This window comes from Pantoea sp. SM3, assembly GCF_000963995.1.
Lineage (GTDB): Bacteria > Pseudomonadota > Gammaproteobacteria > Enterobacterales > Enterobacteriaceae > Pantoea > Pantoea rwandensis_B.
The window spans coordinates 15,446-35,754 of sequence record NZ_JZRD01000013.1; the positions used below are offsets into that span (position 1 = coordinate 15,446).

18 protein-coding genes and 1 other RNA gene are annotated in these 20,309 nt (G+C 55.0%); 6 read left to right on the forward strand and 13 right to left on the reverse strand.

Going from position 1 to position 20,309, the window contains the following annotated elements; all coding sequences use genetic code 11:
- Positions 1-356: 356 nt before the first annotated feature.
- From ubiI to VI01_RS07645, 4 genes are read right to left on the reverse strand one after another with little or no spacing between them, the layout of a single operon-like run.
- Complete coding sequence (gene ubiI / locus VI01_RS07630; protein ID WP_038644997.1) at positions 357-1,559, reverse strand: FAD-dependent 2-octaprenylphenol hydroxylase; 1,203 nt, start codon at positions 1,557-1,559, stop codon at positions 357-359.
- A 20-nt stretch (positions 1,560-1,579) separates the two neighbouring features.
- Positions 1,580-2,758 carry a 2-octaprenyl-6-methoxyphenyl hydroxylase gene (gene ubiH, locus VI01_RS07635; RefSeq protein WP_045814667.1) on the reverse strand — a complete coding sequence of 393 codons (1,179 nt, stop codon included), beginning with the start codon at positions 2,756-2,758 and terminating at the stop codon, positions 1,580-1,582.
- Positions 2,755-4,077 carry a Xaa-Pro aminopeptidase gene (gene pepP, locus VI01_RS07640; RefSeq protein ID WP_045814668.1) on the reverse strand — a complete coding sequence of 441 codons (1,323 nt, stop codon included), beginning with the start codon at positions 4,075-4,077 and terminating at the stop codon, positions 2,755-2,757. The genes ubiH and pepP overlap by 4 nt, the downstream gene beginning before the upstream one ends.
- Before the next feature lie 48 nt (positions 4,078-4,125).
- Positions 4,126-4,707 carry a YecA family protein gene (locus VI01_RS07645; RefSeq protein ID WP_045814669.1) on the reverse strand — a complete coding sequence of 194 codons (582 nt, stop codon included), beginning with the start codon at positions 4,705-4,707 and terminating at the stop codon, positions 4,126-4,128.
- A 170-nt stretch (positions 4,708-4,877) separates the two neighbouring features.
- Between VI01_RS07645 and zapA the strand changes: the two genes are divergently transcribed.
- The 3 genes from zapA (at position 4,878) to VI01_RS07660 (ending at position 6,223) form a co-directional block, all read left to right on the forward strand.
- Complete coding sequence (gene zapA / locus VI01_RS07650; protein WP_034823204.1) at positions 4,878-5,207, forward strand: cell division protein ZapA; 330 nt, start codon at positions 4,878-4,880, stop codon at positions 5,205-5,207.
- 39 nt (positions 5,208-5,246) lie between these two features.
- Positions 5,247-5,430: non-coding RNA, 6S RNA (gene ssrS, locus VI01_RS24790), on the forward strand.
- Positions 5,431-5,617: 187 nt separating this feature from the next.
- Positions 5,618-6,223 (forward strand): 5-formyltetrahydrofolate cyclo-ligase, encoded by a 606-nt coding sequence (locus VI01_RS07660; RefSeq protein ID WP_045814670.1) that lies wholly within the window; start codon positions 5,618-5,620, stop codon positions 6,221-6,223.
- 74 nt (positions 6,224-6,297) lie between these two features.
- Here the strand turns inward: VI01_RS07660 and serA are convergent, their stop codons facing one another.
- Both serA and rpiA read right to left on the reverse strand, forming a co-directional pair.
- Positions 6,298-7,536, reverse strand: coding sequence for a phosphoglycerate dehydrogenase (gene serA / locus VI01_RS07665; RefSeq protein ID WP_038644986.1), 1,239 nt, complete (start codon positions 7,534-7,536; stop codon positions 6,298-6,300).
- Between the two features lie 290 nt (positions 7,537-7,826).
- A complete protein-coding gene (gene rpiA, locus VI01_RS07670; protein WP_038644984.1) occupies positions 7,827-8,486 on the reverse strand; it encodes a ribose-5-phosphate isomerase RpiA in 660 nt (219 codons plus the stop codon).
- 181 nt (positions 8,487-8,667) lie between these two features.
- Here rpiA and VI01_RS07675 point away from each other — a divergent pair, with 181 nt between their 5' ends.
- A complete protein-coding gene (locus tag VI01_RS07675) occupies positions 8,668-9,573 on the forward strand; it encodes a LysR family transcriptional regulator ArgP (protein WP_038644982.1) in 906 nt (301 codons plus the stop codon).
- 106 nt (positions 9,574-9,679) lie between these two features.
- Here the strand turns inward: VI01_RS07675 and VI01_RS07680 are convergent, their stop codons facing one another.
- Positions 9,680-10,411 carry an oxidative stress defense protein gene (locus VI01_RS07680; protein WP_045814671.1) on the reverse strand — a complete coding sequence of 244 codons (732 nt, stop codon included), beginning with the start codon at positions 10,409-10,411 and terminating at the stop codon, positions 9,680-9,682.
- A gap of 218 nt (positions 10,412-10,629) precedes the next feature.
- Between VI01_RS07680 and VI01_RS07685 the strand changes: the two genes are divergently transcribed.
- On the forward strand, positions 10,630-11,937 hold the full coding sequence (locus VI01_RS07685) for an MFS transporter (RefSeq protein WP_045814672.1): 1,308 nt from the start codon (positions 10,630-10,632) through the stop codon (positions 11,935-11,937).
- On the opposite strand, the gene VI01_RS07690 is transcribed toward VI01_RS07685, so the two are convergent.
- Positions 11,924-12,622, reverse strand: coding sequence for a global regulatory protein (locus VI01_RS07690; RefSeq protein ID WP_045814673.1), 699 nt, complete (start codon positions 12,620-12,622; stop codon positions 11,924-11,926). The genes VI01_RS07685 and VI01_RS07690 overlap by 14 nt on opposite strands.
- Before the next feature lie 59 nt (positions 12,623-12,681).
- Here VI01_RS07690 and VI01_RS07695 point away from each other — a divergent pair, with 59 nt between their 5' ends.
- The gene (locus VI01_RS07695; RefSeq protein WP_045814674.1) at positions 12,682-14,958 is read left to right on the forward strand and encodes an FAD-dependent oxidoreductase; all 2,277 of its coding nucleotides are present in this window, start codon (positions 12,682-12,684) and stop codon (positions 14,956-14,958) included.
- On the opposite strand, the gene argO is transcribed toward VI01_RS07695, so the two are convergent.
- The 5 genes from argO to epd all read right to left on the reverse strand — a co-directional run bounded on the left by argO (position 14,937) and on the right by epd (position 20,260).
- Positions 14,937-15,560, reverse strand: coding sequence for an arginine exporter ArgO (argO, locus tag VI01_RS07700; RefSeq protein WP_045814675.1), 624 nt, complete (start codon positions 15,558-15,560; stop codon positions 14,937-14,939). The two genes, VI01_RS07695 and argO, sit on opposite strands and share 22 nt — an antisense overlap.
- Positions 15,561-15,782: 222 nt before the next feature.
- Positions 15,783-16,655, reverse strand: coding sequence for a small-conductance mechanosensitive channel MscS (mscS, locus tag VI01_RS07705; RefSeq protein WP_038644974.1), 873 nt, complete (start codon positions 16,653-16,655; stop codon positions 15,783-15,785).
- Between the two features lie 188 nt (positions 16,656-16,843).
- A complete protein-coding gene (gene fbaA / locus VI01_RS07710; protein ID WP_034823221.1) occupies positions 16,844-17,923 on the reverse strand; it encodes a class II fructose-bisphosphate aldolase in 1,080 nt (359 codons plus the stop codon).
- Between the two features lie 102 nt (positions 17,924-18,025).
- Complete coding sequence (pgk, locus tag VI01_RS07715) at positions 18,026-19,189, reverse strand: phosphoglycerate kinase (protein WP_038644972.1); 1,164 nt, start codon at positions 19,187-19,189, stop codon at positions 18,026-18,028.
- 51 nt (positions 19,190-19,240) lie between these two features.
- Positions 19,241-20,260 carry an erythrose-4-phosphate dehydrogenase gene (gene epd, locus VI01_RS07720; RefSeq protein ID WP_038644970.1) on the reverse strand — a complete coding sequence of 340 codons (1,020 nt, stop codon included), beginning with the start codon at positions 20,258-20,260 and terminating at the stop codon, positions 19,241-19,243.
- Positions 20,261-20,309: the final 49 nt, after the last annotated feature.

Below are 20,309 nucleotides of genomic sequence, written 5' to 3' on the forward strand. Positions count from 1 at the left end.
TTTTTGTGATTAACTACGCATAAAATACAATTAAGAACGATAAACACAGCCTGATAATGGAACTCACGCCTCAGTACGGCAAAAAGGTCCGGAGAACTCGCAACACTATCATTAGTTAAAGTAATGCGAATTGACGAGTAAAATTAGAATAAATCAAACGAGGCGCAATTTGAGTGCAGAGACGCACCAGAGCAGTGCATAGGGTGAAAAAGCCATTTAATGTGCGCTTGTCTGAACACAGCCTGCAACGTCCCAGCGCAGACGTAGCGGTCACTTTTAGGATCGGCTTTTGGTATGACGAGACAGTGAATCTTGCAAAAAAAATGGCGCCTGAATCGGCGCCATTTGAAAAGAATTTAACGAATCCAGCTGGGCATATCATTGAGCCCCATGGCCTGTTTCAGCATCATCGGTTTTACGCCCGGCAGTGTATCCGCCAGTTTCAATCCCACATCACGCAGCAGCTTTTTCGCCGGGTGGGTGCCCGCAAACAGCTCACGGAATCCTTGCATGCCCGCCAGCATCATTGCCGCACTGTGCTTGCGGCTGCGCTCATAACGGCGCAGATAAAGGTGCTGTCCGATATCTTTGCCTTCCTGATGCAGGCGACGAATTTCACCGATCAGTTCTGCGGCATCCATAAAGCCAAGATTGACGCCCTGCCCGGCCAGCGGATGAATGGTGTGTGCGGCGTCGCCTACCAGTGCCAGGCGGTGTGCGGCAAAGTTACGGGCATAGCGCGCCATCAGTGGGAAGGTTTTGCGCTCGCTTTCAGCATGGCACAAGCCGAGGCGCATATCGAAGGCGACAGACAAATGCTGATTGAACAGCGCTTCTGGCATCGATTGCACCCGCGCCGCTTCCTGCGGCGACAATGACCAGACAATAGAACAGAGATGCGGGTCCTGCATCGGCAGGAACGCCAGAATGCCATCGCCATGGAACACCTGACGCGCAATCGCATCGTGCGGCATATCGGTGCGAATATTGGTAACCAGCGCATGATGATCGTAATCCCAGAAGGTAATCGGGATATCGGCTTTATCGCGCAGCCAGGAGTTTGCGCCATCCGCGGCAATCAGCAGGCGCGCACTCATCATGCTGCCGTCCTGTAAAGTGACGAACGCTTCGTTGTCGCCAAAGGCCACCTGCTGCAACTGCGCAGGGGCAAATAAGGTGATGTCGCTGCACTGACTGGCGCGCTGCCACAATGCGCTGTGAATCACTTCGTTTTCAATAATATGACCGAGATGGGATAAGCCTTGCTGCTCATCATCAAAGCTGATGGAACCAAAGCTGTCTTGATCCCACACTTCCATGCCGTGATAGGCACTGGCGCGCAACGCCAGGATGCTGGACCAGACATCCAGTTTTTGCAGCAGACGTTCGCTGGCAGCGTTGATCGCCGAGACGCGAATCGATGCGGCGCTCGCTGGATCAAATTGTGGCTCAGGTGCTTTCTCCAGCACGGCAACGCGCAGGCCGCTGCCCTGTAATCCGCAGGCAACGGCCAGACCTACCATACCGCCACCGGCGATAGCCACATCAAATGTTTGCATTGCTGCCCCTTAATTCATGCTTAACGCTTTACCCAGCCGAGCGTGCGCGCGGCAAGTGGGTTTCGCAGCCATGGCAGATGGTCCATTGCCACCAGCCCAAAATTTCTTCCCGCCACTAAGGGCGCATAACGATTGGCAAACAGCCGCACCAGGCCATCGGTCACGCCGATTGTCGCGGCGCGATCCGGTTGACGACGCGCAGCGAAGTGCTGCAACACGCCATAGCTGCCCACATCCTGCTGCTGACGATGTGCACCTGCCAGCGTTTCCGCCAGCGACATCACATCGCGCAGGCCCAGATTAAACCCCTGGCCCGCAATCGGATGCAGCGTTTGCGCCGCATTGCCCACCAGCGCCAGGCGATGCGCTACCTGACGTTCAGCGGTTTGCAGCGCCAGCGGATACACTTCGCGCTGGCCGGCATGGGTGAAACGCCCTAAGCGCCAGCCAAACGCTTGCTGAAGCTCGTGCAGGAAGGTCGCATCATCCCACTGTTTAACTGTCGCTTCTGCCTCGACGGGATGACACCACACCAGCGACATGCGATTGCCAGACATCGGTAATAGTGCCAGCGGGCCGTGCTCGGTGAAGCGTTCAAAAGCACGTCCCTGATGCGGTTGCTGCGTGGTAACGTTGGCAATCACCGCTAGCTGCTGGTAATCGTCCCGCTGCCAGGTCATGCCGCATGACGCCGCAAGTGGCGAACGTGAGCCATCGGCTGCCACCAGCAACGCGCCCTGTAACCGCTCGCCGCTGTTAAGTGTCACCGTGACAGACTCTGCTATGCGCTCCACCGTCGTGACGTAATCCGGGCAGCGCAGCGTCACGCCAGGCGCACTTTTCAGACGCTGGAACAGGCGCTGTCCCACATCAAACAGCTCAACCACCTGCCCCAGCGCTGGGACCTGATAATCATCCGCCTTGAGCTGCACAAAACCGGTGTGGCCACGGTCAGAGACGTGAATATCCGTGATTGGCGTGCCGCAATCTGCGAGCGAGCGCCATACATCGATATCCGCCAGCTGCTGACAGGTGCCCGCCGCTAATGCAATCGCTCGGCCGTCGAAACCAGGATGTTTGCGGCTATCCGGCAGACTGCGCTCAATGAGCGTGACGGGCAGCTGGCCTTGCGTCAGATGCGAAATCGCCAGCGCCAGGGTTGCCCCGGTCATACCGCCGCCTGCAATCAAAATGCTCATGCGTGGCGTGCCGCTGCCATCAAGGCTTCAATCGCATCGGCATCTTTCACGACGCTGTCGGTCAGGTTTTCGTTGCCGTCAGCGGTGATCACGATGTCATCTTCGATACGAATACCGATACCGCGATACTGCGGCGGGACTTTCGCATCCGGCGCGATGTACAGACCCGGTTCAATGGTCAGCACCATACCCTGTTCGAGAATGCGATCACGGCTTGGTGTACCGTAATGGCCGACGTCATGCACATCCAGCCCCAGCCAGTGACTCAAGCCGTGCATGAAGAACGGGCGGTGCGCCTGCTCTTCGAACAGCGTATCGATATTGCCTTCCAGAATGCCGAGATCGACCAGACCGGTGATCATGATGTGCACCACTTCGTCATTGACGTCGTGGATGCTGACGCCAGGGCGGAACATCGACAGCGCTTTGTACAGCGAGGCCAGCACGATGTCGTAAATCTCGCGCTGGGGTTGCGTGAATTTGCCATTAACCGGGAAGGTGCGGGTGATGTCACCGGCATACCCGTGGAATTCACAACCCGCATCAATCAGCACCAAATCGCCATCGCGCATTTCACTTTCGTTTTCGGTGTAATGCAGGATGCAGCCGTTCTCACCCGATCCCACGATGGTGTTGTAAGAAGGGAAGCGTGCGCCGTGGCGATTGAATTCATGGTGAATTTCGCCTTCGAGCTGATACTCAAACATCCCCGGACGGCAAGCTTGCATCGCACGAGTATGCGCCAGCGCACTGATTTTTCCCGCACGGCGCAGAATCTCAATTTCGGCTTCGCTTTTAAACAGGCGCATATCGTGCACCCACGGCCGCCAGTCGGTAACGGTAGCAGGCGCGCTGAGATTCTGACGGAAGCCACGGCGCAGTTTTTCCAACGCGCTGAACACCAGTTGGTCAGCTTCTGCGTACTCACCCTGAGCGTGATACACCACATCAAGCCCGTTGAGCAGCTGCTGCAATTGCTCACCGATGTCATCCCACGGTAAAGCACGGTCAACGCCAAGCTTAGCGGGTGCGGCATCTTGCCCCAGGCGGCGGCCAAACCAGATCTCTGCGGTAAGGTCGCGAACACGATTGAACAGCACGCTGTGGTTATGCTTGTCATCACTTTTGATCAGCACTAACAGCGCCTGCGGTTCATTGAACCCGGTGAAATACCAGAAGTCGCTGTTTTGGCGGAAGTTGTATTCCGTGTCGTTGCTGCGGGTCACTTCAGGTGCAGCGAAAATCAAAGCGGCGCTGCCAGGTGCCATACGGGCAATCAGCGCCTGACGACGTTGCTGGAAAGTATCCAGTGTAATCATGTTTGCACTCCCTGTTGAAACGGGCACCACGCGCCCGCAATAACGCACTTAGTGTAACGTTGGCTTTTGCACTTCCGGCGCAGTTGGCGTGTGCTGACGAGTGAATGTGTCATGGCAAAGCAAGGCCGCCACGCGCACATACTCAATCACTTCTTCCAGCGACTGCTCCAGCTCTTCCTGATCTTCATCTTCGTCGTAACCGAGTTGCGCGATGGTGCGCAGATCGTCAATCGCTTCACCGGTTTCGCCGGTCACTTTATCCAGCTTGGGCTGCGTGACGCCTAAGCCGAGCAGGAAATGGTTGACCCAGCCCGCGAGCGCATCGGCGCGATCGAAGACGGTGATGTCATCATCTTCCGGCAGCATCAGCTGGAACATGAAACCCTCATCTTCCAACGTATTGCTCAGATTTTCATGCAGCGCCTGCAGCGGCTGTGACAAGCTTTGTGAAAACGCCATGCCGTCGTTGGTGAGGTCGTGGATCTTGGTTTTCCAGCTGGCATCTTTGTTGCCACCACACAAAATACCGGACAGCAATCCGTGCATTTCGGCTGGCGTCATGCCCACGCCCTGCTGAGAAAGGGCTGCGGCTAGCGCGTTGTAACCAGGAGTTTCGTTCTGTAAAGACATAGGCTTTGGTCGTCGTTGGCAGAATAAGTTCGTGTTATGCTACCACCAGGTGCCTCAGGGTTTCCAGAAAAGGGGTTGTAACTTATATCGCGGCTCTATATAGTTGCGCACCTCCCAACCCATTGACAGGTAAGGGAGATGCGAACAGAGTAATCAGTCAGGATGGTGGCATGTCTGCACAACCGGTAGATATTCAGATTTTTGGTCGTTCATTGAGAGTAAATTGTCCGCCCGAACAGCAAGATGCGCTAAATCTGGCTGCAGAGGATCTCAATCAACGGTTGCAAGATTTAAAAGTTCGCACTAGAGTCACCAATACAGAGCAACTGGTGTTCATCGCCGCCTTAAACATCTGCCACGAGCTGGCACAGGAAAAAGGCAAGACGCGCGACTATGCAGCAAACATGGAACAACGTATCCGCATGCTGCAGCAGACCATTGAACAAGCATTAGTTGAGCAAGGTCGCATAACTGATCGCCAGGGCCCTAAATTCGAATAACACTTCATGGTACTCGTGTTAGAGTGACGGTGAAGTCAATTTTCTCTGAGATGTTTGCAAGCGGGCCCGTCCCCTGAGCCGATATTTAATACCAACAGAATGTGACGATCCACAATTTGTGCGCATGCTCGGTCCGTCCGAGAAGCCTAATAATTGTGACGGCATGTTCACCTTGAACCATGGGTTCAAGGGTTACAGCCTGCGGCGGCATCTCGGAGATCTCCTCTTTAGTCCCCTTCGCCAGAGACTTATGTTTCAGCAAGGCGGCAAGCAAATGGATCCCAATCAGCTTAACGAATTGAGTGATTGGGGTGCATGAGCGCAGTTAGTCCCCTGTACCTGAAGTATGACGAGAATCTCCCGCTTCGCATGATATAGTTGGTCAAATTGCCGACTCTGCCGGGGACATCATGACCGCACCTTCCCTACTTGATCGCCAGGACATCCGCCAGCATGTGCGCCATCTGCGCCGCAACCTTACGCCTGAACAGCAGGAGCAAGCTGCCGATCTGCTCGCCGAGCACGCTATCAACTTTGCGCCTATCGCTAATGCCCAACGCATCGCGCTGTTTTTATCTGTCGATGGCGAAATCAACACCCGCCCGCTGATTGCCAAGCTGTGGCAGCAGAAAAAGCAGGTTTATTTGCCGGTACTGCATCCTTTCGCTCCCGGGCATCTGCTGTTCCTGCGTTACACGCCTGAAACGTCACTGGCCCCAAACAAATTGCGCATCCCTGAACCGCCGCTGGATATCACGCAGATGGCCACACTCGATCAGTTGGATGTGATGCTGGTGCCGTTAGTGGCATTTGACCACCAGGGTCAGCGATTGGGGATGGGGGGAGGTTTTTACGATCGCACCCTGCAGCACTGGCAGCAGCATGGCTTTTTACCGATGGGCATTGCGCACGATTGCCAGCGTGTTGAGACATTGCCAGTCGCGGCATGGGATGTCCCTTTGCCTGCTATTTTAACGCCGTCAAAGCTGTGGCAGTGGGATAGCGCCGAACGATAAAACAAAAGGCGCCAAATGAGGTGGCGCCCTGAGCAATCAGCAAGATGAACGGGCACGCAAAGTGCCCTGAATCATCAGTACAGCAGACGGGCGCGAATGGTGCCCGGAATCGCTTTCATCAGCTGCAGCGCTTTTTCCGCCACATCTTCTTCTGCATCGATATCGATAACCACATAACCCATCACCGGCGAGGTCTGCAGATACTGAGCGGCAATGTTGATGCCCTGCTCGGCAAAGATCTGGTTAATCGCGGTCAACACGCCTGGGCGGTTCTCATGGATGTGCAGCAAGCGGCTGGCGCTGGCGGCATGCATCGGCAGGGACACTTCCGGGAAGTTAACGGCGGACAGCGTAGAACCGTTGTCAGAGTATTTCGCCAGCTTGCCCGAGACTTCCAGGCCGATGTTTTCCTGAGCTTCCTGAGTGGAGCCCCCGATATGTGGCGTCAGGATCACGTTATCAAACTCGCACAGCGGTGAGTTGAACGGATCGCTGTTGGTCGCTGGCTCAACCGGGAAGACGTCGATGGCCGCACCGGAGAGATGCTTGTTCGCCAGGGCGTTGCACAGGGCTGGAATATCAATCACGGTTCCGCGTGCGGCGTTAATCAGCAGTGCGCCCGGCTTCATCAGCGCTAACTCGTCTGCGCCAATCATATTCTGCGTTGAGGCATTTTCTGGTACGTGCAGGCTGACCACGTCGCTCATGTTAAGCAGATCAGACAGGTGACGAACCTGAGTCGCATTACCCAGCGGTAATTTGGTCTCGATGTCGTAGAAGAACACGTGCATGCCCAGGCCTTCTGCCAGCACGCCAAGCTGCATCCCGATATGGCCGTAACCAATGATGCCCAGCTTCTTACCACGCGCTTCGAACGAGCCGTTCGCCACTTTGTTCCAGATACCACGGTGTGCTTTGGCGTTTGCTTCAGGGATCCCGCGCAGCATCAGCAGCATTTCGCCGATCACCAGTTCGGCTACCGAACGGGTATTAGAGAATGGTGCATTGAAGACCGGCACACCGCGTTTTGCAGCAGCATTCAGATCAACCTGGTTAGTACCGATGCAGAAGCAGCCTACCGCGACCAGCTTTTCGGCCGCCGCAAAGATCTCTTCGGTCAGTTGGGTGCGGGAACGGATACCAATGAAGTGCGCATCGCGGATGGAGGACTTCAGCGACTCCGCATCCAGTGCCCCTTTATGGAATTCGATGTTGGTGTAACCCGCAGCACGCAGATTATCCAGTGCACTCTGGTGAACGCCTTCCACCAGCAGGAACTTAATCTTGTCTTTTTCCAGTGATACCTTTGCCATTTCCCGACCCTATTCAGAATTCAACGAGGACTACCATAAGGTAGCCTTCTGCCAAAATATCAAAAATTTCGAGCGCGGCAATACAAACGATTGCCTGACCGCCAGCACGCGCCCACGTTGAGGCAGCACAAAGCCGTACAAAATCGTGGGATGCGAGTGCGCCGAAGTACGAACCTGCTGTTGATGAATCTTTTGTGACATAAGTCACCAAATTTCACCCCAGCAAGAAAAGATGTTTTGCAGATGGAAATAACCGGCGCAGCACACGCGCCGGTGAGTACGCTATCAGATCAATAAGTGATGGTTTTCACGCCATCTGCTGTGCCGATTAAGGCAACATCAGCGCCACGCGCGGCAAACAAGCCAACGGTGACCACGCCCGGCAGTGCATTGATGGTTTTTTCCAATGCAATCGGGTCGAGAATACGCAGATTATGCACGTCGAGAATAATGTTGCCGTTGTCGGTCACCACATTCTGACGATACTCAGGTTGGCCGCCCAGCTTCACCAGTTCACGCGCGACAAACGCGCGCGCCATCGGAATCACTTCCACCGGCAGCGGGAAATTGCCCAACACGTCCACCTCTTTGGAGGCATCCGCAATGCAGATAAACTTTTTCGCCACGGCTGCGACAATTTTCTCACGCGTCAGCGCTGCGCCGCCGCCTTTGATCATCTGCATCTGTGGATTAATCTCGTCCGCGCCATCAACGTACACCGACAGCTCATCGACGTTATTCAGATCAAAAACCGGAATTCCCAGGGCTTTGAGTTTTTCCGTCGAGGCTTCCGAACTGGAGACCGCGCCTTCAATTTGATCTTTCATGGTGCCAAGCGCATCAATAAAATGCGCCGCTGTTGAACCGGTGCCAACGCCAACAATGGTGCCGGGTTGCACGTATTGCAGTGCTGCCCAACCAACCGCTTTTTTCAGTTCATCCTGGGTCATGGTATGTTTAAAACCTGTGCGACATCGAAGTGCGCGTAGTATAAAACAAGGCGTCGTGAAAATGCGCGGCTGTTAACGCATCGATTTAAGCCTTTGGAAGCCAGCCCGCAAAAATCCGCCGCAGCACAATATGACAGTTTTGTGGCATAGTACTTTCCATCCTGAACGAGAGAGAACAACAATGAAACGCCCGGATTATCGAACGCTTCAGGCGCTGGATGCTGTGATTCGCGAGCGCGGTTTTGAGCGTGCGGCCCAAAAACTCTGCATCACGCAGTCTGCGGTGTCACAGCGCATTAAACAGCTGGAAAATTTATTTGGTCAGCCGCTGCTGGTGCGCACCGTGCCGCCGCGTCCGACCGAGCAAGGACAAAAACTGCTGGCGCTGCTACATCAGGTGGAGTTGCTGGAAGAAGAGTGGCTGGGTGATGACAACGGCGGTACTACGCCACTGCTGCTGTCACTGGCGGTCAACGCCGACAGTCTGGCGACCTGGCTGCTGCCTGCACTGAAAGACGTGCTGGCCGATTCGCCGGTGCGCCTGAATTTGCAGGTAGAAGATGAAACCCGTACCCAGGAACGCTTGCGTCGCGGTGAAGTGGTCGGCGCTGTCAGTATCCAGCCGCAGCCGCTGCCGAGTTGTCTGGTGGATCAGTTGGGTGCTCTGGATTATCTGTTCTGCGCGTCGCCAGATTTCGCTGCGCGCTACTTCCCAAATGGCGTCACGCGCTCTGCTTTGTTGAAAGCCCCAGCGGTGGCGTTTGACCATCTGGATGATATGCACCAGGCGTTTTTACAGCAGAACTTCGATCTGTCACCGGGCAGCGTACCGTGCCACATCGTTAACTCGTCGGAAGCCTTTGTGCAGTTGGCGCGTCAGGGTTCAGTGTGCTGTATGATCCCGCACTTACAGATTGAGCGTGAACTGGCGCAAGGTGATTTGGTGGATTTGACGCCAGGCCTGTACCAGCGCCGCATGCTTTACTGGCACCGCTTTGCGCCAGAGAGCCGTTTGATGCGTAGCGTGACGGATGCGTTGATCGCACACGGTCATCGCGTGTTGCGTCAGGATACGGCGGCGGCATAAGCCCAAATGCAGATTAACGTAGCGGCTTAATTGATTGCGCAAATGAACGGCAGTTTCACCGCCATTCAGCACACTCAATCACGCCGCTACGATTCAACACATCAGATTACTGAGCTGTATTCGGCTTGATCTCGAACACCACATCAACCTGATCGTCAAAGTGAATGCTCTGCTGCTCATAAGTCTGCTGCGCGGTGGTATCCGCAGGGGCCGCAGCCGCTTTATACATGCGCGCCATTGGCATTGGCTGATAGTTCGCCACGTGATAGCGGATGCTGTACACCGGGCCCAATTTCGCGTTGAAGCCTTCTGCCAGTGCACCGGCCTGCTGAGTAGCGTTAGCAATCGCGGCTTTGCGCGCCTGATCTTTATAGGCATCGGCATTCGCTACGCCCAGCTCCACCGAGCGGATTTCGTTCAGGCCAGATTTCAGCGCACCGTCCAGTAACTCATTCAGTTTATCCAGCTGACGTAACGTCACCTGCACCTGGCGCACCGCACGATAGCCCTTTAGTACCGACTTGCCTTCTTTGGTGTAGTCATACTCCGGTTGCGTGCTCAGGTTTGCCGCATCAATATCTTTCTTCTCGATACCGTTCTTTTGCAGGAAATCGAAATATTGCGCCACGCGGTCATCAGCTTGTTTTTTCGCATCAGCCGCATCTTTCGAGGAAACATTCACCACGATGGAGAGTGTCGCGATATCAGGACGGGCATCTACGCTTGCCTGACCAGAGGTGACGACATGCGGGCCATTCGGGACTTCACCCGCTTGTACCATCGCTGACATTACGCCCGTGCTCATTACGGCGGCCAGCGCCAGTGCTTTCAGTTTCACGAAAGTCCTCCTTGAAGGTTCAATTTACAGGTCGCCACTATGGCTAAACCTAAAACACATTACTATGCGTGATGGTCTGAGTTTGAAATCACCAAAAAGTTCGGATAACGACGGTATTAACGTATCCGCGATCGCAAAACCAGGTTAACGGATTCGCGGAAATTTTGCCTTGGTGTTTCTATTAAAGAAACAATTCTAGCCTTATGGGGAGTTGTGGTATGACAGAGCAGCCAATTAGCCAAAGCGCCATTGCCGTTCGCGCCGGACGGACGCGATTCCTGATGCTGGGTCTGGTGTTTATCAACATCATCATCAACTACATGGATCGTACCAATCTCTCTGTGGCCGCGACGCAAATGGCCGGCGAATTGCGCTTTACGCCAATGGAGATGGGGTTGATCTTCTCAGCATTTGGCTGGATCTACGCTGCGCTGCAGATCCCCGGCGGCTTTCTGATCGATCGTCTCGGCGCGCGTCTGGTGTATGGCGTGGGCCTGTTTGCCTGGTCATTAATCACAGCCCTGCATGCGCTCGCCAACAGCTTCGGTGCGCTGTTTAGCTTGCGCCTGGGCGTCGGTGCCTTTGAAGCGCCGGTAATGCCTTCGAATAACCGCGTGATTTCCAGCTGGTTCCCGGAACAGGAGCGTGCCAGCGCCATCGGCATTTACTCCTCGGCCCAGTTTGTTGGACTCGCCTGCATGACGCCGCTGCTGTTCCACGTACAGGATGCGTTTGGCTGGCGCGGTCTGTTTCTGATTACCGGTGTGGCCGGGATGATTTGGGCGTTGGTGTGGTATCTGCTTTACCGTGAGCCACATGAGCATAAAGGCGTGTCAGAAGCCGAATTAAACTATCTGCGCAGCAACGGTGCCTTACTCGAGAGCCGTCAGCACACGCAGCAGCCGAAGGCCCGCTGGGCCGATCTGGCACAAATGTTCCGCAGCCGCAAACTGGTGGGTATCTACATCGGCCAGTTTACTATCTCAGCCACCTTTTGGTTCTTCCTCACCTGGTTCCCGACCTATCTGGTGGAGTATCGCCATATGGGCTTCATTAAAAGCGGCTATGTGGCTTCCGTGCCCTACTTCGCCGCTTTCTGTGGCGTACTGCTGGCAGGTTTCGCTTCGGATCGCATGATACGGCGAGGCGTGTCACCCAGTGTGGCGCGTAAACTGCCGGTCATCCTTGGTCTGTTCCTGACGCTGTTTATTCTTGGCGCCAATTACACCGACGATTCCACGCTCATCGTGCTGTTTATGTCGCTGGCGTTTTTTGGCAACGGCCTCGCGACCATCACCTGGGTGTTTGTCACCGCACTGGCACCTCGCCATCTGATTGGCTTAGCGGGCGGCGTATTCAATTTCACCGGCGCGCTTTCCGCTATTGTGGTGCCGATTGCCATAGGCGCGCTGATCGATGGCGACAATTTCGCGCCAGCACTCGGCTTTATTGCCGTGCTGGCGGCGATAGGCATTTGCAGCTATCTGTTCGTGGTTGGGAAAATCGAGCATGTCAGCGCGCACTGATCAGCACTTGCGCCAGCGACTGCAACTGCATCACCCGCTGCTGCAGATGTGCATCGTCGGCCTGCCAGATTTTGGCGAACGCCAGCGCAGCGCGGTTGTTGTTGATTGGCTGCGCCATGCTGATTTCGCCGTCATCACGGTGCCAGATCAAATGGTTTGCGTCACGCTTACGCGCCAGCAACGGCGCCATTTGCGCCCACTGTTCGTCGGTAAATCGTGGACGCAACTGCTCATCACTCTCTGTCGCCAGCAGCGACACACCAATCACCGACTGCCACGCCGGCAGCATGCGGAAACCGGCCAGCGCCTGGCTGGCACTGGTGCGCTCACCCGGTTCGGAGTGCCAGATGTAAATCACCTGGTCCTCCCACAGCACGCCCAGCGCCACCACGATGTCGCGCGGCGCGTGTGCTTCCAGTTGCGGCAGCGCCTGGGCAAACAGCGAGGAGCCGCGAATCGCCTGCGCCGCCAGTGCATGAATCCCCGGGCCGGGCAAATAGCGGCGGTGTTCGTCCTGAATCGTCAGGCCAATCGAGGCCATGGTCATCAACAGGCGGTTAACGCGCGTGCTGTTCATGTCCATCTGTCGCGCCAGTTCACGGCAGCCCACGGCTTTATCGCTGGAAACCAAATACTGCAAGCAGCGAATCCCATCAATCAGGCTTTGGTTGGGTTGAGAAGACATAGTTCACCCTGTGGCGCTCAAAACTCCAATCTTAGCTTCAGCATGACAGGAAGCAAATGATGCAGACTTTCTCTTCGCAAAATGCGCGCCACTTCCCAGAGCAAAAGTTACAGGCCGATCTGCTGGTGGCGGGCGGTGGGCTCGCGGGCGTGTGTGCCGCACTGGCCGCCGCGCGTGACGGATTGCAGGTGGTGTTGGTTCAGGATCGCCCGGTGCTGGGTGGCAACGCCTCGAGTGAAGTGCGGTTATGGGCCAACGGTGCAACATCGCATATGGGTAACAACAACCGCTGGGCGCGCGAAGGCGGCATCATGGGCGAGATCATGGAGGAAAACCTGTGGCGCAACAAAGAGGGTAATCCGGTGCTGTTCGATATGGTGCTGCTGGATTTGGTGCAGTCACAACCCGGTGTGACGCTGCTGCTCAACACGGTGGTCAGCGATATCACGAAAGAAGGCCGCCGCTTACAAGGCTTGCAAGCTTTTAACGCCATTAATCAGACACGTTACCACATCAAAGCCAGCCAGTTTATCGATGCCAGCGGCGATGGCGTGCTGGGATATCTGGCGGGTGTCGCGCATCGTGTGGGGGCGGAAACTGTTGAAGAATTTGGCGAAAAGATGGCGCCAGGTGAACATTTTGGACACAAACTCGGCCACTCAATCTACTTCTATACCAAACGTACATCGCAGCCGGTTCGCTTTGTGCCGCCCTCTTTTGCGCTTAAAGAGATTACCGCCATTCCGCGTTACAAACGCCTGACCTCCGATCTTAACGGTTGTGATTTGTGGTGGCTGGAATGGGGCGGACGGCTAGATACGGTGCACGAAAGCGAAACCATCAAATGGGAGCTGTGGAAAATTGTTTGGGGCGTGTGGGATTACATTAAAAACTCCGGCGAGTTTCCGGATGCCGATACCCTGACCATCGAATGGGTGGGCCTGATCCCCGGCAAGCGCGAAAGCCGTCGCTTCCTCGGTGACACGTTACTGTGTCAGCAGGACATCATTGAACAGCGCGATCACTACGACGCCGTTGCCTACGGCGGCTGGTCGGTTGACCTGCATCCGGCCGATGGCGTGTACAGCGAACACGATGGCTGCCGCCAGTTCCACAGCAAAGGCACCTATACCATTCCATTTCGTGCGCTATACAGTCAGTCGCTGGATAATCTGCTGCTCACCAGTCGTTTAATCTCAGCCACCCACGTTGCCTTTGGCAGCGCGCGCGTGATGTGCACCTGCGGCGTGTTAGGTGAAGTGGCGGGACGTGCGGCGGCCATCTGTCATCAGCAGCAATTCACACCGTCGCAGCTGGCAAAGCCAGATCGCGTCACACAGTTGCAGCAGCAACTACTGCGTCAGGGGGCGTTTATCCCACGTCATCCATTGCTGAGTCCGGCCCGCGATGCGCAGATCGAAGTCAGCAGCACCCTGCAGCTTAGCAATCTCCCCGCCGATGCTGGTTGGCAGCCGCTGCAATCGCGCTGTGCCCTGCTGCTGCCATTAAAAGCCGGTGAACGTTTACCTGCGTTAACCGTGCAACTGCGTGCCAAACAAACGCAGAAGATGCAGGTTTCGCTGCTCAGCAGTGACAATCCGGCCAACACTTGCGGCGATCGTCACATCGCCAGCCAAACACTCACGGTTAACGATCAGGGCAACTACCGCCTGAGTTTTGATTACCGTGCAGATTGCGATCGTTATCTGTTTATCGCCTTTGAAGAAAATCCGGCGATTGAAGTGGCCCTCACTCAGCAGCGTCTGCCCGGGGTCATGATGGTGTTTAACAGCCTCAATCCACGCGTCGCCAAACGCACGCGGCAGATTAATGATGGCGATTACGGCGTCGATGAGTTCGATTTCTGGCTACCGCGCCGCGTGCCGCATCAAATACTCTTCGCCTTCACGCTGGAGACGCCGTTAAAACTCTGGCATCGGGACTATCTGCTTAACGGCAAATTGCGTCCGGAGCAGCACACCAACTGCTGGGTGCCGGCACGGGATGACGCTCAGCCAACGGTTATTTGGCGCTGGGAACAGCAGCAACACGCTCGCCAAATCACGCTGTTGTTTGATAACGACTTTGACCATGCGATGGAGACGGTGCAGATGGGGCACGCACAAGCTGTCACGCCGCACTGCACCACACATTATCGTCTCTGGCTGGATGAAGAGTTACTGATTGAAGTCGAAGATAACCATCACTCGCTGTGCCATCACGCCGTACCGCAGGGGGTGAGCTTCCGCCAGATTCGTTTAGAGCTGCTGGCCAGTGCGGGCGCGCTGCCCGCACTGTACGGCTTACATCTGCATCAGAACGCCGCGATGCCCTGACGCGCCAGTTGAATGGCGATAAACCACATCACGCCGCCCACCAGCAGGTTAATGATGCGCTGGGCACGCACGGTGCGCAGGCGTGGTGAAAGCCAGGCCGCCAACAGCGCCAGGCCAAAGAACCAGATAATTGAAGCACTCACTGTGCCCAACGCGAACCATTGACGCGCTTCGGTAGAAGGAAGCTGACTGCCGAGGCTACCCAGCACCACAAAGGTATCGAGATAGACGTGCGGATTGAGCCAGGTCACCGCGACGATGGTGGCAACGATGCGCCAGCGACCTTGCTTCAGCGCGGCTTCTGTCGCTAACGTCACATCGCCCTGCCATGCGCTGCGCAGTGCGCCCCAGCCGTACCACAGCAGAAACGCCACGCCCGCCCAGGTGATCAGCATCAGCAGAATCGGGGATTGATTCAGCAGCGCACTACCACCAAAAATACCGCCGCAAATCAGCACGATATCGCTCAGCGTGCATAACCCTGCGGTCATTAAATGGTAGTGGCGTTTAATGCCCTGATTCATCACGAATGCGTTTTGTGGGCCTAATGGCAGAATGAGTGCTGCCCCAAGGGCAAGTCCTTGTAAATAAACAGATAACACGATGGCGATCCTGAGTAACGAGATAATGCGATGCAGTATAGTGACGCGAGGATATTAGTGGAAATTGAAAGATTTAATCGGGTATTAGAGAAAATAATAAGATTGATATCAATAGCGAAGTGATGGCGATGAGTGCGCTTTCGGTCGCCATAGATGATGGCCCTTTAGGGATATGATCGGGTTTTGTGGGGTGCACATGAGATGCGCACCGCCACTCATTGATTACTCAGCGCGCTCAGGTTGCTGTTCGTTCTTCACCTGATGCAGATGCACATCCATCTGCGGATAAGGGATGCCAATACCGTTCGCGTCCAGCGTACGCTTGAAGTTCTTCAACAGATCCCAGTAGACGTTTTGCAGGTCACTGCTCTTACTCCAGCAGCGCACGACAAAGTTGAGTGAAGACGCGGCCAGTTCGTTCAGGCCGATCTGGATACCCATGTCTTTCAGCACGCGTTCATCGGCCTCAACCACTTCCCTGAACAGCGCGATCACCTGGTCGACATCCGCGTCGTAGGCCACACCGATAATAAACTCATTACGGCGAATGGGTTCGCGTGAGTAGTTAACGATATTACCCGCGATCACCTTGCCGTTAGGCACCACGACAATTTTACCGTCCGCGCTCTTCATGGTGGTGGAGAAGATCTGCACGTTCTGCACCGTTCCCATCACGCCACCGAGATCCACGAACTCGCCAGTTTTAAATGGACGGAAGGTCACCAGTAGTACACCCGCGGCAAGGTTGGACAGCGAACCCTGCAGGGATAACGCTAAGGCCAAACCCGCTGCACCCAGTACCGCAATCACCGATGCGGTTTGCACCCCGACGCGGCCCAGCGCAGCAATCAAGGTAAAGGCAATCACGCCATAGCGCACCAGCGCCGAAAGGAAATCTGCGACTGTGGCATCGATATGACGCGCCACCAGCACGCGGTTGATGCCTTTCGAAATAATACGCGCTGCCATCATACCGATCACTATGATGACAATCGCCGCAGCGATATTGACGAAATAGCTCAGGATCAGTGCCTGATTTCTTACCAGCCAGCCGCCAGCGTTGTTAATGCCGTCAACGACATTTAAGTCTTCCATTTGTTAGCCCTGTTGTTGAGTTTCCCGCAGGAAAATGCAAAAACGGCCAGATTATCTCCGGCACTCCCGTGTACAAGGGTAAACAAAAATGGCATGAAGCGCCAAAAATGGCCTGAATTTCCTCACTATTCCGAATCGAATGCATAAAAAAAGGCCCTTTCGGGCCTTTTTTGTACTGTAAGGAAAAATTACAGCACGTCGACAGCGTTAAGCTCTTTGAAAGCCTGCTCTAAACGCACAACCATTGAAGCTTGTGCAGAGCGCAGCCATACGCGTGGGTCGTAGTATTTCTTGTTCGGGCTATCCACGCCATTTGGGTTACCCAGCTGGCCTTGCAGATAGTCTTCGTTCTTTTTGTAGTACTGCAGGATGCCGTCCCAGGTCGCCCATTGGGTATCGGTATCGATGTTCATCTTGATTACGCCGTAACCAATTGACTCTTCGATTTCTGCAGCAGAAGAACCTGAACCACCGTGGAACACGAAGTCCAGCGCGTTGTGCGGCAGATTGTGTTTCTTGGTGACGTATTCCTGAGAATCACGCAGGATGGTCGGGGTCAGTTTCACGTTGCCTGGCTTATACACGCCGTGCACGTTACCGAAGGAAGCCGCGATGGTGAAACGTGGGCTGATTTTGCTCAGCTCGGTGTACGCGTAATCAACGTCTTCTGGCTGGGTGTACAGCGCAGATGCGTCCATATGGCTGTTGTCCACGCCATCTTCTTCGCCACCGGTGCAACCCAGTTCGATTTCCAGCGTCATGTCGATTTTCGCCATGCGCGCCAGGTATTTAGAAGAGATCTCGATGTTCTCTTCCAGTGACTCTTCTGACAGGTCGATCATGTGAGAAGAGAACAGTGGCTTACCGGTTTTCTTGAAGTGCTCTTCACCGGCATCCAGCAGACCGTCGATCCACGGCAGCAGTTTCTTGGCGCAGTGGTCGGTGTGCAGAATCACTGGCACGCCGTACTGTTCAGCCATCAGATGCACATGGTGTGCACCCGCGATAGCGCCGAAGATTGCCGCGCCCTGTGGCTTGTCGGTTTTGAAACCTTTACCGGCGATGAAGGCAGCACCACCATTGGAGAACTGAACGATGACCGGCGCTTTAACTTTGGCCGCAGCTTCCAGTACCGCGTTGATGGAGTCCGTGCCGACGCAGTTAACTGCAGGCAGAGCGAATTTGTTTTCTTTCGCTACTTGGAAAACTTTCTGAACGTCATCACCAGTGACAACGCCGGGTTTTACGAAATCAAAAATTTTAGACATGGTTGTGTCCTGTTTCGTTACCGTTCATCCCACGAGGGGACGTCGATTTTTTGCCCAGGATGGGCAAGCCTTCAGACGGCGCCGAAGCGCCGCCCCCAAAAATTACTGCTTAGCGCGCTCTTCCAGCATCGCTACCGCTGGCAGTTTTTTGCCTTCCACGAACTCGAGGAATGCGCCACCGCCGGTAGAGATGTAGGAGATCTTGTCTTCGAGACCGAACAGGTCAATCGCTGCCAGGGTATCGCCGCCGCCCGCAACAGAGAACGCGTCGCTGTCTGCAATCGCGTTCGCCACGATTTCGGTGCCTTTGCGGAAGTTCGGGAATTCGAACACGCCAACTGGACCGTTCCACAGAATGGTTTTTGCTTCTTTCAGCAGTTTCGCCATCGCCTGTGCGGTTTCGTCACCGAAGTCCATAATCTCTTCGTTATCCGCCACTTCGGAAACCTTTTTCACGGTTGAAGGGGCAGTTTCAGAGAATTCCGTTCCTACGCGAGAGTCGGTTGGAACTGGGATGCCGTGCTCGTCACGCAGCTTTTTCGCCGCTTCAACGAAGTCTGGTTCGTACAGTGATTTACCGACTTTGTTGTCGATAGCCACGAAGGTGTTAGCGATGCCGCCGCCGACAATCACGGTATCCGCGATTTTCACCAGAGACTGCAGCACGTCGAATTTGGTAGAGACTTTAGAACCCCCCACAACGGCGACCAGCGGACGCTCTGGGTTGCTCATCACTTTACCCAGCGCTTCCAGCTCAGCAGACAGCAGCGGGCCAGCACAAGCGATCGGTGCGAACTTGCCCACACCGTGGGTAGAAGCCTGCGCGCGGTGCGCAGTACCGAAAGCATCCATTACGAAGACGTCGCACAGTGCGGCATATTTCTTCGACAGGGTCTCTTCGTCTTTCTTCTCGCCTTTGTTGAAGCGAACGTTTTCCAGAACCACCAGCTCACCTGCGCCGACTTCAACGCCGTCGAGGTAGTCTTTCGCCAGGGTAACGGTGGTGCCGTTCAGTTTGTCTTTCAGGTAGTTAACAACAGGCAGGAGGGAGAATTCTTCGTTATATTCACCTTCGGTCGGGCGACCCAGGTGAGAGGTAACCATCACTTTCGCGCCCTGTTTCAACGCCGCTTCGATGGTAGGCAGAGAAGCACGGATACGTGCATCTGACGTCACTTTCCCTTCTTTCACTGGCACGTTGAGATCGGCACGGATCAGAACACGCTTACCAGCAAGATCCAGATCGGTCATTTTAATTACAGACATGGTGAACCCTCTCGTTGATTCTCATAAGTTTTGCCAGACGCAGTCCGCGTCTTACCTGAAACCGCTTGCGGCCATTGCTAACGTGGTGTCGATCATGCGGTTAGCAAAGCCCCATTCGTTGTCACACCAAACCAAGGTTTTGATCAGGTGGTGACCACTGACCCGCGTTTGTGTGCCGTCCACTATGGCACTGTGCGGATCATGGTTGAAATCTACTGAGACTAACGGTAATTCCGTATAGTCAACTATACCACGAAACGCCCCTTCTGACGCGTTTTGCAGCAAGGCATTGACCTCACAGGCCTTCACGGCTTCGCGTACTGAAACGCTCAAATCAATGGCTGTCACGTTGATCGTGGGAACACGGACAGCGATGGCTTCGAAGCGGTCGTTAAATTTCGGAAAAATACGGGTAATGCCCGCAGCAAGACGCGTATCCACCGGAATGATCGATTGGCTGGCGGCACGGGTACGACGCAGATCGCTGTGATAGGCGTCAATCACCTGTTGGTCGTGCATCGCCGAGTGAATCGTGGTCACGGTGCCTGACTCAATTCCGAAGGCGTCATCCAGCAACTTGATCACCGGAATAATGCAGTTGGTGGTACAGGATGCGTTGGAGACAATGCGGTCAGTTTGTTTAAGAGCTTGTTCGTTAACGCCGAACACCACGGTGGCATCCAAATCATTACCGCCCGGATGCGAGAACAACACTTTCTTCGCGCCCGCTTGCAGATGTGCTTCGCCATCGGCGCGGCTGCCGTATACCCCTGTACAATCCAGCACGATATCGACATTCAGTTCCTGCCACGGCAGGGTATCAATATCGGCCAGATGCAGTATGCGGATGGTGTCGTCGCCCACGAACAGCTGATCGCGCTCCTGGCGCACATCCCAGGCAAAGCGGCCATGGCTGGTGTCATATTTCAGCAAATGTGCCATGCCAGTGGCTTCAGCCAGCTCGTTGATCGCTACCACGGTGATCTCAGCGCGGCGGCCGGTTTCGTACAAGGCACGCAGCACATTGCGTCCGATACGACCAAAACCATTAATTGCTATGCGAACGGTCATCTCACTTCCTGCAACAACAGCCAAAAAAACGTGCCAAATACCTTGAGCG

Coding starts and splice junctions, on each gene's coding strand:
- pgk (WP_038644972.1), bottom strand. CDS start 19,189: ATGTCTGTAATTAAAATGACCGATCTGGATCTTGCTGGTAAGCGTGTT.
- VI01_RS07660 (WP_045814670.1), top strand. CDS start 5,618: ATGACCGCACCTTCCCTACTTGATCGCCAGGACATCCGCCAGCATGTG.
- VI01_RS07695 (WP_045814674.1), top strand. CDS start 12,682: ATGCAGACTTTCTCTTCGCAAAATGCGCGCCACTTCCCAGAGCAAAAG.
- VI01_RS07645 (WP_045814669.1), bottom strand. CDS start 4,707: ATGTCTTTACAGAACGAAACTCCTGGTTACAACGCGCTAGCCGCAGCC.
- fbaA (WP_034823221.1), bottom strand. CDS start 17,923: ATGTCTAAAATTTTTGATTTCGTAAAACCCGGCGTTGTCACTGGTGAT.
- zapA (WP_034823204.1), top strand. CDS start 4,878: ATGTCTGCACAACCGGTAGATATTCAGATTTTTGGTCGTTCATTGAGA.
- VI01_RS07675 (WP_038644982.1), top strand. CDS start 8,668: ATGAAACGCCCGGATTATCGAACGCTTCAGGCGCTGGATGCTGTGATT.
- ubiI (WP_038644997.1), bottom strand. CDS start 1,559: ATGCAAACATTTGATGTGGCTATCGCCGGTGGCGGTATGGTAGGTCTG.
- ubiH (WP_045814667.1), bottom strand. CDS start 2,758: ATGAGCATTTTGATTGCAGGCGGCGGTATGACCGGGGCAACCCTGGCG.
- VI01_RS07685 (WP_045814672.1), top strand. CDS start 10,630: ATGACAGAGCAGCCAATTAGCCAAAGCGCCATTGCCGTTCGCGCCGGA.
- epd (WP_038644970.1), bottom strand. CDS start 20,260: ATGACCGTTCGCATAGCAATTAATGGTTTTGGTCGTATCGGACGCAAT.
- VI01_RS07690 (WP_045814673.1), bottom strand. CDS start 12,622: ATGTCTTCTCAACCCAACCAAAGCCTGATTGATGGGATTCGCTGCTTG.
- serA (WP_038644986.1), bottom strand. CDS start 7,536: ATGGCAAAGGTATCACTGGAAAAAGACAAGATTAAGTTCCTGCTGGTG.
- mscS (WP_038644974.1), bottom strand. CDS start 16,655: ATGGAAGACTTAAATGTCGTTGACGGCATTAACAACGCTGGCGGCTGG.
- pepP (WP_045814668.1), bottom strand. CDS start 4,077: ATGATTACACTGGATACTTTCCAGCAACGTCGTCAGGCGCTGATTGCC.
- rpiA (WP_038644984.1), bottom strand. CDS start 8,486: ATGACCCAGGATGAACTGAAAAAAGCGGTTGGTTGGGCAGCACTGCAA.